Origin of the sequence: Massilia horti (assembly GCF_004614195.1) — a bacterium.
In the GTDB taxonomy this organism is placed as follows: Bacteria; Pseudomonadota; Gammaproteobacteria; order Burkholderiales; family Burkholderiaceae_D; genus Telluria; species Telluria horti.
Genome location: NZ_SPUM01000028.1, coordinates 1 through 12,289 on the forward strand (window position 1 = coordinate 1; position 12,289 = coordinate 12,289).

At 64.2% G+C, this 12,289-nt stretch carries 11 protein-coding genes and 2 pseudogenes; 6 read left to right on the forward strand and 7 right to left on the reverse strand.

The window, feature by feature from the left end; all coding sequences use genetic code 11:
* Nucleotides 1-102 precede the first annotated feature (102 nt).
* Genes E4O92_RS04310 through gspG form a run of 4 tightly spaced genes read right to left on the reverse strand, consistent with a single transcriptional unit; the run spans nucleotide 103 to nucleotide 4,235 of the window.
* Nucleotides 103-909 carry a hypothetical protein gene (locus tag E4O92_RS04310; protein WP_229483043.1) on the reverse strand — a complete coding sequence of 269 codons (807 nt, stop codon included), beginning with the start codon at nucleotides 907-909 and terminating at the stop codon, nucleotides 103-105.
* Nucleotides 902-2,584, reverse strand: a complete 1,683-nt coding sequence (locus E4O92_RS04315; RefSeq protein ID WP_135188520.1) for a GspE/PulE family protein — start codon at nucleotides 2,582-2,584, stop codon at nucleotides 902-904. The genes E4O92_RS04310 and E4O92_RS04315 overlap by 8 nt, the downstream gene beginning before the upstream one ends.
* Nucleotides 2,581-3,768 (reverse strand): type II secretion system F family protein, encoded by a 1,188-nt coding sequence (locus E4O92_RS04320; RefSeq protein ID WP_135188521.1) that lies wholly within the window; start codon nucleotides 3,766-3,768, stop codon nucleotides 2,581-2,583. Before E4O92_RS04320 ends, E4O92_RS04315 begins: the two co-directional genes overlap by 4 nt.
* Before the next feature lie 29 nt (nucleotides 3,769-3,797).
* Nucleotides 3,798-4,235: a type II secretion system major pseudopilin GspG gene (gene gspG / locus E4O92_RS04325; RefSeq protein WP_135188522.1), complete on the reverse strand. Its 438-nt coding sequence runs from the start codon at nucleotides 4,233-4,235 to the stop codon at nucleotides 3,798-3,800.
* A 402-nt stretch (nucleotides 4,236-4,637) separates the two neighbouring features.
* Between gspG and E4O92_RS04330 the strand changes: the two genes are divergently transcribed.
* Complete coding sequence (locus tag E4O92_RS04330) at nucleotides 4,638-5,393, forward strand: NF038120 family PEP-CTERM protein (protein WP_167759690.1); 756 nt, start codon at nucleotides 4,638-4,640, stop codon at nucleotides 5,391-5,393.
* Between the two features lie 28 nt (nucleotides 5,394-5,421).
* Nucleotides 5,422-8,565: a S8 family serine peptidase gene (locus E4O92_RS04335; protein ID WP_135188524.1), complete on the forward strand. Its 3,144-nt coding sequence runs from the start codon at nucleotides 5,422-5,424 to the stop codon at nucleotides 8,563-8,565.
* 153 nt (nucleotides 8,566-8,718) lie between these two features.
* Here the strand turns inward: E4O92_RS04335 and E4O92_RS25115 are convergent.
* A pseudogene (locus E4O92_RS25115) lies at nucleotides 8,719-8,976 on the reverse strand (type VI secretion system tube protein Hcp); the annotation flags it as partial.
* Nucleotides 8,977-9,305: 329 nt separating this feature from the next.
* Between E4O92_RS25115 and E4O92_RS25120 the strand changes: the two are divergent.
* The 3 genes and pseudogenes from E4O92_RS25120 to E4O92_RS04355 all read left to right on the forward strand — a co-directional run.
* Nucleotides 9,306-9,623 (forward strand): annotated as a pseudogene (locus tag E4O92_RS25120) (glycoside hydrolase family protein); the annotation flags it as partial.
* Between the two features lie 10 nt (nucleotides 9,624-9,633).
* On the forward strand, nucleotides 9,634-10,092 hold the full coding sequence (locus tag E4O92_RS04350) for a hypothetical protein (protein WP_135188525.1): 459 nt from the start codon (nucleotides 9,634-9,636) through the stop codon (nucleotides 10,090-10,092).
* Nucleotides 10,093-10,457: 365 nt separating this feature from the next.
* Nucleotides 10,458-10,799: a hypothetical protein gene (locus tag E4O92_RS04355; protein ID WP_135188526.1), complete on the forward strand. Its 342-nt coding sequence runs from the start codon at nucleotides 10,458-10,460 to the stop codon at nucleotides 10,797-10,799.
* 12 nt (nucleotides 10,800-10,811) lie between these two features.
* On the opposite strand, the gene E4O92_RS04360 is transcribed toward E4O92_RS04355, so the two are convergent.
* Nucleotides 10,812-11,234 (reverse strand): hypothetical protein, encoded by a 423-nt coding sequence (locus E4O92_RS04360; RefSeq protein WP_229483047.1) that lies wholly within the window; start codon nucleotides 11,232-11,234, stop codon nucleotides 10,812-10,814.
* 315 nt (nucleotides 11,235-11,549) lie between these two features.
* On the opposite strand from E4O92_RS04360, the gene E4O92_RS04365 reads away from it, so the two are divergent.
* Nucleotides 11,550-11,807 carry a hypothetical protein gene (locus E4O92_RS04365; protein ID WP_135188528.1) on the forward strand — a complete coding sequence of 86 codons (258 nt, stop codon included), beginning with the start codon at nucleotides 11,550-11,552 and terminating at the stop codon, nucleotides 11,805-11,807.
* Between the two features lie 16 nt (nucleotides 11,808-11,823).
* Here E4O92_RS04365 and E4O92_RS04370 read toward each other — a convergent pair.
* Nucleotides 11,824-12,289 (reverse strand): LuxR C-terminal-related transcriptional regulator (locus E4O92_RS04370; protein ID WP_229483050.1); only part of this gene is annotated, 466 nt, incomplete at its 5' end.

The window sequence follows — 12,289 nt, forward strand, 5'->3', positions numbered from 1 at the left end:
CGCCAACCGCGACGGCGGCGACCGCGAGCACGCGCGCCGCGGCCGGCGTGCGGAACAAGGTTCGGCGCAGGCTGGGCGGGGCGAAATCGATACGGACCCGTTTCATGCCCCGCTCCCGGTCAGCGCCAGCCTTGCGAGCGCGGAGTGTTCATGCGCCCCCTCTTCTTCCAGGATACTGCAGGCGAGATTGGCACGCGCCCGGCTACTTACCCACTCAAGCGGCGCCGGGCCGCACAGCTGGAGGCACTCGGGACGCGACAGGCCAATGCGCAGCGCCTCGCGTGCGATGAAACTCTCGAGCCAATCGCGGTCGGCGCCGGGTGCGATTGGGGTCGCGCGCACTGCCGCAAGAGAATCGGCATCATAGGCGGCAATGGTCAGCACGCCGTCATGCACCAGAGCGAACCAGGCCCCATGCTTCCTGTGCTTGCGCCACTGGTTCAGCGCGGCGACGAACTGCGGCACGATCTCCACCAGATGGAACTTGAATTGCGCGACCAGCTGTTCCAGCTCCCCGAGCAGCGCGAGCGGCACGGCAGCGGCCAGGAACGGACGCGCGCAATCCCAGTCGGCAGCGATCTTCCAGTTTGCGGCGGACGCGCCGAACAGCGACTGGAAGCGCAGCGCGGCGGCCGCTTCGAGGTCGGACATGCGGGTGGCGGCGGCGGGCGGCGTGACCTGCCACAGGCGCACCAGCTCGTCAGACAGGACCACCGTGACCGGCATGCCGGCCGCGGCGCCGTCCTTGAGCAGTTCGCGCAACTGGTCGCCGATCGCGCCCTGGTCCGGCCCCGCGGCGCGTTCGGCCAGCACCTCTACTTTGGCGCGTTGCCAGCGGCTGGTGCTCGCCAGCGCCATGCCGCCTGGCGCGATCCCGATGCGCAGCGCTTTGCCCAGTCCCCTACGCATGCAAGGTCACCCTCTTGATTTCTTCGAGCGTGGTGGCGCCGCGCCTGACCAGGTCGAGCGCGGCCAGCCGCAGGCTGCGCGTGCCGTTGGCCGCGGCCGCAGCCTTGATGCGGCGGATCGGCTGCTTTTCCACGATCAGTTCGCGGATCTCGTCGTTCAGGGTCAGGATTTCCGCGATCGAACGGCGGCCCTTGTAGCCAGTGCCGCGGCAATCGCCGCAACCGGTGCCGCGCATGAAGAGGCAATCCTCGGCATCAATGCGCGCCATTTGCACCGACGCCAGCTCGGCGTCAGACGGCGTGTAGCGCGTCGCGCAGTGCGGGCAGTTCATGCGGATCAGGCGCTGCGCCCAGATGCCGTTCAGCGCCGAGACAAAAGCGTAGGGGTCGATACCCATGTGGGTGAAGCGGCCGAACACGTCGAACACGTTGTTGGCGTGGACGGTAGTTAATACCAGGTGGCCGGTCAGCGCCGACTGCACCGCGATTTCCGCGGTTTCGCGGTCGCGGATTTCGCCGACCATGATCTTGTCCGGGTCATGGCGCAGGATCGAACGCAGGCCCTTGGCGAAGGTCAGTCCCTTCTTTTCGTTGACCGGGATCTGCAGGATGCCGGGCAGCTGGTACTCGACCGGGTCCTCGATGGTGATGATCTTTTCCCGGCCGTTGTGGATTTCGGTGAGCGCGGCGTACAGCGTGGTGGTCTTGCCCGAGCCGGTCGGCCCGGTCACCAGCAGCATGCCGTAGGCCTCCTGGGCCAGCACGCGCAGGGTGGCCAGCGACGGTGCGTCAAAGCCCAGCGCTTCGAGCGTCAGCGCGCCGTAGGACTCGATCATGGCGCGCTTGTCGAGGATACGGATGACCGCGTCCTCGCCATGGATGCTGGGCATGATCGAGACCCGCAGGTCGATCTCGCGCCCGCCCGATTCGACCCGAAAGCTGCCGTCCTGCGGGATGCGGCGCTCGGCGATGTCCAGTTCGGCCAGCACCTTCAGGCGCGAGATGATGTGCTCCGACAGCTCGACGCCGCCGACTGTGGCGGCATGGTCAAGCACGCCGTCGATGCGGTATTTGACCGACAGACCGCCGGGCGTGCTCTCCAAGTGGATGTCGGAGGCGCCGGCCTTGAGCGCGTCGTACAACGTGGAGTTGACCAGCTTGACCGCCGGGCTTGCGGCTTCCGACACCGAGGTGAACGACAGCACGGCGGCGGTCCTGCCGTCGCGCGCCGCGTCAAGCGGGGCGCCGACCAGGCTGTCGACCGCGCGCGCCGATTCCTCCTGCTTGGACAGGTAGGCCTGGATGTCCGACTGCAGCGCGAGGCGCATGTGCAGCGGGGCGCTGGCGGTCGCCTGGGCCTGGGCCGCGAGCCAGGTCTGCAGGTCCAGGTCGAACGGATCGGCGATCACGCCGGTCAGGACGCCGTCGGCGTCGCGCAGCAGCGCACAATGGCGCGACATGGCCTGCGCCAGCGGCAGCAGGTCGAATGCCGGGCTTTGGCCGAACATTTCGGCCGTCTCCATCACGGTAAGCCCGAACGGTTCCGCGATCGCGCGCACGATCTGGCGCGGCTCGAGCCCGCTGATCGCCTCCAGTTCGGCGACCAGCGAACGGCGCGAACTGCGGCTTTGCGCGCGCGCACGGGCCAGCAGCGCGGCGTCGATCACGGCGCTCATGACATGTCTCCTGCAAGGTCGAAGATCGGCATGTACAGCAGCACCACGATGGCGCCCACCACCAGCCCGATGGCGGCCATCAGCAGCGGTTCGAAGGTGCGCGTGAAGCGGTCGATCCAGCGGCTGATCTCGCCGTCGTAGAAGCTTGCGGACTGGGTGAGCATCGGTCCCATCTCGCCGGTGCGCTCGCCCACCCGCAGCATGCGCAGCGAAATCGGGGTGGTCAGGCCGTTGGCCTCGAACGCGTTTGATAACGGCTGGCCGGATTCGATCGCGGCGCGGGCGTTGGCCAGCGCCGCGCGCAGGCCGGGCGACACCATCGACTGCACGGTGTCGATCGCATTGAGGATGGTGATGCCGCCTTCGGCGAGCATGCCGAGCGTGAGGTACAGGCGTGACAGTTCGAAGATGTGCACGCGCTCGCCGATGCCGGGCAGGCGCGCGAACAGGCGCCCGATACCACCGCGGCGATGGACGCGGCGCACGCCAAGGGCCGCCGCTACTACCGCAGCGAGCGCGCCAATCGCCAGGGGTCCGCCATGGCTGGCCGCGAACTGGCCCCAGTTAAGCATCAGCTGCGACATCCATGGCAGGTTGCGCCCCGCTCCCTGGTAGACCTCGGCGAAGCGCGGCACCACGTATGAAATGAGGAAGACGCTGACCGCGCCGCCGACCGAGAGCAGGATCACAGGGTAGATCGAGGCGCTGACGATCTTGCTGCGCACGGCGTCGATGCGCTGCTGGTATTCGATGTAGCGGGCCAGCGCACGCGGCAGATCGCTGGTGCCTTCCGCAGCGCGCACGATACCGACGTACAGCGGCGGGAACAGCGCCGGCTGGGCGGCCAGCGCGGTGGAAAAGCGCTTGCCCTCGCGCAGGCTGGCCAGCAGCCGTTCGAGCACGCCGCGTGCCGCCGGGTTGTGCTCCTTTTCGAGCAGGGCCTCGAGGCCCTCGACGATCCCCAGGCCGGCGGCGAGCAGCGCCAGCAGCTCCTGGCTGAACAGGACCAGCGACAGCTTGCCGGCGCGCTGCCGGCCGAGGGCGGCGCCAGCCGCCGGCTCGACCGCGCTGACGAACAGGCCGCGCGCTTCGACCTGGCGGCGCGCGTCGGCTTCGTCCGGGGCATCAACCACCACACTGGCGATCGACATGTCGGGCGCAAGGGTACGGACCGCGAACTGCATAAGGGAGTCGGGGACGGGAATAGAGCGGCTTACTGCGAGCTGATGTCGGCGGCTTCGCCGCTGCCACCCGGCTGGCCGTCCTTGCCGAACGAGACGATCTCGTACTCGCTCCTGCTGCCTGGCGCGCGGTACTGGTACGCGTGGCCCCAGGGGTCGAGCGGGATGCCTTTCTTCAGGTACGGGCCGTTCCACTTGGCGCTGGCGTTCTGGGGCGCGGTCATCAGGGCGTTCAGCCCCTCCTCGGTGGTCGGATAGCGGCCGACGTCCAGGCGGAAGGTGTCGAGCGACTTTTCAAACGCCTCGATCTGGGCCCGGGCCACCGTGGCTTCGGACTTGCCCAATTGGGAAAAGTACTTGGGGCCGACGTAGGCAGCCAGCAGGCCAATGATGACGATCACCACCAGCAGTTCAAGCAGCGTGAACCCGGACTGGCGCCGTACGGCACCTTGTTTCAGTACTGAATACATCCAATCGACTCCTAAATTGCCCATTGGGAAAGCTTTGGCACGCAAGGCTACCATGCCGTTCGCAAACACGACAATTGTTTTCTTTTAATAGAACCGGGGCGCGACCCCACGCCAAAACCCAAGAGTATCGCCCGCCAACCACCGCGTCGAGTTGCGCTGTCGCAGATTCGCAGCAAATTTTGATAACAGGGAATTCAACGCGGCAATCTGCCTTGCTAGAGGGAACAAAATTTTATTGAAGAAACAAGCCCAAAATACATATTTTATGCGTTGAAATTTTTTACACGAATGTTGTTGCCGTTGCTATATTTGGTGGCAACCTGAAACTTTTTCAGGTGCAACGCCGGCGCTTGGGCAATGTTGCCAGGTGCACTTATCACAAACGAAAAAAAAAGGCACAACATGACTCGGAATCAATCTTCCGCCACCGCGCGTCGCCGCGGCGGCCTATCCAAATTGCTTGGCGCCGCGCTCGTCTCGGCCGCCTTCGCCGCGCCGGCGCATGCCGGGGTGATCGACTTCGAGGGCGGCTACATCGGCCCGGTCGGCGGCATGGAGGTCTGGCAGCAGAGCGGCTTTGACGTCACCTTCCTGGCCAACCTGCCCGGCAACGGCGAAGGCTATCTGGTCGGCGCTTTCATGAACATGAAAGACGACCCGTTCACGTGCATCGACATGGCCTGCCCGGTCAACAACCAAACCACCTTCTACGGGGCGCTCAATGACGGCTACCTCGACATCACCAGGAGCAACTACGGCGACCAGTTCCAGGTCAAGTCGTTCGACGCCAGCTTCATCGGCGGCAGCCCGGTGCTGAGCAGCTACCCGGCGGTCGCCGGCCTGTTGCGGGTGCAGGGCTGGCGCTCGGACGGCAGCTCCATCTACCAGGACTTCCTGCTGGGCGGCCCGACCCCGGGCGGCTTCACCTTCGGCCACTTCGACACCACCGGCGCCTTCGCCAACACGTCATTCATCGAAGCCGCGTTCTTCGGCTTCGTCTGCAATGCGCAGGGCAGCTGCTCGGCCTTCAGCACCGACCGTGCCCAGTTCGGCATCGACAACATCGTGATGGCCGAAGTGCCCGAGCCGTCCACCAGCCTGATCGTTGGCCTGGGCCTGGCCGGCCTGATGGCCGCCGCGCGCCGTCGCAAGGCTTGATTCACGCACACAAGAACAAGGAACAACAATGAAAATGCGTCCCCTCTCCGCAGCAGTCCTGCTGCTATTGTCCAGCCTGACGCTGGGCGCCCATGCCGACGATGTACGCCGGCCGTACATCGTGCAGCTGGCCGACAAGCCGATCGCCTCCTATGACGGCCAGATCAGCGGCATGCCGGCCACCCAGCCGGAGCCCGGCAGCCGCCTCGACCTGCAATCGGCCGAGGTGCAGCTGTACGGCGACTACCTGGACCAGAAACAGGCCGCAGTCCGGGCCACCGTATCCGAAGCGCCGGTGCTGTACAACTACAGTGTGGTGCTCAACGGCTTTGCCGCGCTGCTCACCGACGACGAAGTGCGCGCACTGATGGCGCGCAGCGACGTGTCTTCGATCGTGCCGGACACCCCGCGCCAACTGGTCACCATCTCCACCCCCACTTTCCTGGGCTTGGACAAGGCGAACGGCCTGTGGAACAAGCTGGGCGGCAAGGACAAGGCCGGTGAAAACATCATCATCGGCGTGGTCGACGGCGGCGTGTGGCCGGAGAACCCAGCCTACGCCGACCGCGTCGACAGCGACGGCAAGCCGACTTTCGACACCAGCGGCACGCTGGCCTATGACGCGCCGCCGGCCGCCTGGAAAGGCAGCTGCCAGACCGGCGAAGGCTTCACCGTGGCCCACTGCAACAACAAGCTGATCGGCGCGCAGTACTTCGACACCACCTACCTCTCGGTCGGCAAGACCACCAACTGGACCGAGTTCCGCTCGCCGCGCGATTCGATCGGCGGCAACGTCGGCCACGGCGGCCACGGCACCCACACCTCGAGCACCGCGGGCGGCAACTCCGGCCCGACCGCGGTCGTAGGCGGCGTGGCCGTGGGCTCGGCATCGGGCATCGCGCCGCGCGCACGGGTGGCGATGTACAAGGTGTGCTGGACCTACGACGACCCAACCGCTACCGACGGCACCGGCTCCAAGAACAGCTGCTACGTCGGCGACAGCGTGGCCGCGATCGAAAAAGCGGTGGTGGACGGCGTGAACGTGATTAACTTCTCGATCAGCGGCGGCACCTCGATCACCGACCCGGTCGAGCAGGCCTTCCTGCACGCGTCCAACGCGGGCGTGTTCGTCTCCGCGTCGGCCGGTAACGACGGCCCGTCCAACGCGGTGGCCCACATCAGCCCGTGGGAAGCGACGGTTGCGGCATCGACCCACAACCGCGAAATGCAGGCCGATGTCAATCTGGCCAACGGCAACAAGTACACCGGCGCATCGATGAACACCGCACCGCTGCCGGACGCTCCGCTGATCCGCGCCGAGGACGCGGGCTTGCCCGGCGCCGACCCGCTCGCGCTGCGGCTGTGCTACAGCAAGGGCTACAACGGCGGCGTGCAGGTGCTGGACCCGGCCAAGGTGACCGGCAAGATCGTCACCTGCGACCGCGGCAACAACGCGCGCGTCGACAAGAGCCTGGCCGTGCTGGAGGCTGGCGGCGTGGGCATGATCCAGGTGGACAACGGATCGGGCCTGGTGGCCGAGGTGCACTCGGTGCCGACGGTGCACGTGACCGCGGCCAACGGCGCCGCGATCAAGGCCTATGCCCAGACCGCCGGCGCGATGGCGTCGATGACCAAGTTCGTCATCGGCACGTCGAGCGTGAACGCGCCGACCATAGCCTCGTTCTCCTCGCGCGGCCCGAACCGGTATGACGCCAACCTGCTCAAGCCGGACCTGGCAGCGCCGGGCGTGGACATCATCGCCGGCGTGTCGCCGGAGCTGACCGCCGCCCAGCGCAGCAACGTCATCAACGGCACCCTGACCCCGCCGGCGGCGTGGGCCTCGTACCAGGGCACCTCGATGGCCGCTCCGCACGTGGCCGGCCTGGCCGCCCTGCTGCGCCAGCAGAACCCGACCTGGACCCCGGCGATGATCAAGTCGGCGCTCATGACCACCGGCACCGACACCTTCGCGGACACGCAAACGGGCGACCTGCGCGGCATCCTGCCGTTCGGCCAGGGCGCCGGCCACGTCAACCCGAACGGGGCAAGCGACCCCGGCCTGGTGTACAACGCGGTGCAGACCGACTACAAGCGCTACATGTGCGGCCAGGGCGTGACGACCGAGTGCCAGAACGGCACGATGCCGTCCTACGACCTGAACATGCCTTCGATCACGGTCGGCAACGTGCTGGGAACGGTGACCGTGAACCGTTCGGTGACCAACGTCGGCGCCACCAGCGCCACCTACACCGCGGCCATTACGGTGCCGGGCTTCACGGCCTCGGTCAGCCCGTCCTCGCTGACCATCGCGCCGGGTGCAACCAAGGCGTTCACCGTGACGCTGACCCGCACCACCGCGCCGGACAACGCATGGCAGTACGGCAAGCTGACCTGGAGCGACGGCACCCACACGGTGCGCAGCCCGGTGACCGTGCGTTCCGGCAAACCGGTGATCGCACCGGCCATGGTCAAGAGCGACCGCGCGACGGCCAGCAAGGCGATCAGCGTCTCGACTGGCTTTACCGGCGCCATGGGCAGCAAGTACGGCGGCCTGAAGGAGATCGCGCGCGACGCCTTCACCGTGAACCAGGCGCCTACGGGCTCGGTTGACACCACCGCGCTGGTGCAGACCGCCTGCCGCAACGCCATCAGCGGCGTGCGGGTGATTCCGGTGACGGTTCCGGCCAACGCGCTGCTGGCGCAGTTCGAGCTGTTCGACCGCGACACCGCGGGCGGCGGCGGCCACGACCTCGACCTGGCATTGCTGAACCCGTCCAACAACCTGGTCGCCTACTCCGGCAACGCGGGCTCGAACGAGACCATCGCGCTGGCCTCCCCGGCGGCCGGCAACTACAAGGTGTGCGTGATCGGCTACTCGTCGGCCAACCACGTGTCGACCGACTTCACCCTGTCGTCGGCAGTGGTGACCTCGACCGATCGCAGCGGCAACTTCAAGGTGATGGTGCCGGCCAAGGTGTACGCAGGCAGCACGGCATCGGTGAGCGCCAGCTGGTCGATGCTGCCGGCAGGCAAGCGTTACGCCGGGGCGATGCAGTTGCTCGATGCGAGCGGCAATGCAGCCAGCACCACGATCTTCCAGGTCGAGACCAACAACCCGGTACCGCTGGGTGAGCCGGTCGAGCGTGAGGCGGCCAAGGACACGGGTATCTAAGAGGTATCCGGACGCAGCCGGGGCGATTGCCCCGGCGGGCAAAAAGCTGCGCGCCTGCGGGCCGCAGCTTTTTTTATTTCTGGACGCCCACTTCGATTGCGAGTAAAAGCCCCGGTTACTCTCTCCGAGGCTTAACTCGATTGGCCGCTCGCACTATGCTACTTTATTGGCCGCCAAGTCCCACCCACCAACTGTGCTACCACCTGCGCCGCCGCCGGTCAGTTGTTGCGTGTACGTCCAGTTCACCTTGGAAAACTTCAAGGTTACTTGCTCACGCAGGAGCCCACCAACCTCAATGCTCGGATGCATCGCACCGACGAGCACATTTGTTAGTTCTATTTGAAATTACTTGATTGGTTTACCATTCCCATCAGCACGCATAAATTCGAATTTCGCCTTGGGAATCGTCTTTCAAGCCCTCTATATTGAGCCTTTGCTGCTGAGCTCGTTTGACGTAAATCAATAAGCACTGATGTCAAAGTGATAAATTGATCGTCTACGACTGCTCGGAGCAAAACATGTCGACCAGGACTCCCACACCTAATTCTGCGAGTTCACCAAATGGGGGAAAAACCATGAGCCCAGAAGCGCGTGCGAAAATGCGCGCCACCGAAAAGCTTATGCTGAAGTACTATAACGACATGGGCAAGAATAAGGGAAATTGCACGTGGGGGATTGGTTTTTATGCCCATAAGGGTGTTTGTTGAGAAGAAGAACTCAAGCTTAAGGTAACTGCGGACTCAGTTGACATTGAATTTAACAAGAGAGTGGCTGAAGCGGAGCGAAGAGTTAAACTGAAAGTAAGGGTGCCGCTCAATCAAGCGCAATTTGACGGGCTGGTCAGTTTTACCTACAACACCAAGAACCAAGTAAATCAATATATCTTTGACGTGCTAAATAGCGGTAATTTTTTAGCAGCAGCAAACCGGATGTCAGAGATTACCAGGGTAAATGTGAACGGCAAGACCAAACTAGCGACAGGTCTCATTGCGCGACGTGCCGAGGAAAGCGCTCCGTTCCGCATTAAGGCGGATGACGGAAACGAGGCAATTAAATAGGAGGAGTGACATGACCTCCCTGCGTTTCCCCATGTTGCGCCAAATGAGAGGAATTCCAGCCGCAACGGCAATCCTCCTGGCATCGTACTCGCCTATGTATTGCCAAGCTGCGCAGCCAGGGAACGAGATAATTGGGAAATGGAAGTTCACCAAAGTTCTTGACTTGGCTGAAATGGCATCAATAGACGAGCATGGCGCGCGCCAACTGCTCGGCCATGTCATGACGATACGCAAAGACGGTGCTCGCTTTGATGGTGAGGTCTGCCAGCCGTCGGATTTCGAAACAAAGCGCGTCGAGCCAAATCTATACCTGCAACAGGAAGCAGGAGTTGGCAATTCAAAGCTTCGGTTGCCGAGTCCCGTAACCGTCATTGACATAAGCTGCACGCAGGTTTACGTGAAAAAACCGAATCGCGCAGTCATATTCTGGAATGGTTTTTTCTTCGAGGCAGTTCGCGTGAGTCGTTAGCTCGCGCATCAGTGCGGAAAGACGAGCGGCAGACGGCGCCCGGGTCGGACATGAAGCCGCAGTTCGACAGCTCGCCGGTCCTGCCCTGCCCGGCCTGGCGCGCGTTGGTGTAACGCTCGCCCAGCGCCCCGCAATTCCTGTTGATCGACCACGGCAGGTACGACTCCTGTGCGGCACTGAGACGAGTCGGTGCAGGCCGGGGTGCCGATCAGCGCGCGAATGTGCAAATAGTTTAGCGACCACACCTTGCTTCGGCGGGCAAAAAGCTGCGTGCCTGCAGGCCGCAGCTTTTTTATTTCTGGACGCCCACCGCGATTGCGGGCTATCTTTGGCATGTTTTGCCAACTCTGCAATGAAGGAATCAAATGCGCGCAGTCGTGGTTTTCTTTTCAGGCTACCTTGGCAACCTGGCAGCTTTGATCTACCTTTTTCATCATCTGTCGCCCACCCCGTCAATAGCCAATATCGCTGTTTGCGTTGCTGTGGCATTTACCATTGGGGGTTTGGCCAGCTTCTGGCATTGGGCTGCGCATCATACTAAAACCCTGGTATTCGCCAGCTTCCTTAGCGGCCTGACTGTTTTATTTCCCTTTGTCGTCATTACCTATGGCTACGCGCTGGTTGCGCTTCCCTATGTAGTGCTTTGGAGCGTGGCGGTGCTAGGCGGCGTGTGGACGATCAAAAAATGGGGCGTATCGGGAGGATGAGAGCCAGTTCCGTTACTCAGCGCGCGCCCCGGCGCTGCTACCCAGCTGGCAGGTGCCGGCGCGGCAGACGGCGCCCGGATCGGGCATGAAGCGGCAGTTCGACATCTCGCCGGACCTGGTCTGCTCGGCCTGGCGCTCGTTGGCGTAACGCTCGCCCAGCGCGCGCAATTCCTGTTCGGAGGTTTGTTTGGTCGACCACGGCAGGTAGGACTCCGGGCCGCCGCAGGCCTTGCCGCCGATGGCCAGGGTGCGGCACTGCGACGAGTCGGTGCAGGCCGCGGTGCCGATCAGCGCGCGAATCCGCTCGAACGTGGCGGCCGGCGATTCAGCCGGGCGCGCCGGGCCGCTGCCTGATTGGGATGCGGCCAGCACCGGGGCTTTCGGGCCAGCGTCCGGCCTGTGCGCTTCGGTGGCGCAGGCCGTGCAGCCAAGCATTAAAAGAATCGCAAGTCGTCGCATCGGACCATCATCGCCCCAGCCGCCGGCGCGGTCAAGCGTGTTCTGTCCAGTTGCTCGCGCCCCCTCGCCTGTTCCGGGTCCGCCCCGTCGCACGCGCGCCACAGCAGCCATAAATCCAGATCATTTCTCAAAAACAATTTACTCCAATCATCGTTCAATTTCTGGCTTCTGCTGTTAAAACTATTTCAAAGAGTCAATATTTGCAGACATGTAAGTAAATATTAATTGCGGCGCGGAAAATTTACTGCCTACAATTGTTCCATCACAGACTAGTTCGTAACGCTGGACACCATGACTACCCAATCTTTCCGCACCTTACTGGCCTTTTCCTTCACCGTCGCGCTGACCGCCTGCGGCGGCGCCACCGATTCCGCGCCGGACGCGCCGCGCTTTGCCGCCGCTGTGCAAACCAAGGCCGCAGCCGACGAGCCGCAGCCGGACTGCGCGCCGGAACGCTGCTCGGGCCTGCGCATCATCGACGGCAATGCCGAAGCCTATCGCCTGCAGGCGCAGCAGCGCGCCGAAGCCGAGGGCGGTCCGCAGGCTTAAGCCGGCGTCAATTCACCTAGCCGTCGAGCAGCCGCAGTTCCAGGCAGCGCGCCAGCGCGTGCGCGCGGTTGCCGACACCAAGCACCTTGTAGATCCGCTGCAGGTGGTTCTTCACCGTCAGCGTGCTGATCCCGAGCAGGGCCCCGATCTGGGCATTGCTCTTCCCTTCCCGTAGCCATTGCACCACCTGCGCTTCGCGCCGCGACAGCGGGCGCGGCGGCGCCAGTCCCGGACCCGGCACGGCCGGCAGGCCGGCCAGCGCCAAGTGCAGGCAAGGCAGCAGCAGTTCGAGAAAATAGGCGTGGCGCGCGCCCGGTCGCATCGGCAGGCCGAACAGCGCGAAAACGCTCGCATCCGCGCCGGCCGCCGAGCTGCCGTGCACCAGCAGGTTGTCGAATCCGGCCGCGCGCAGCCACTGTCCGTGTTCGCCCTGCGCGCCCGCATCAAGCGCGAGCGGCGCGCGGCCGCCCTCGCGCCAGCGG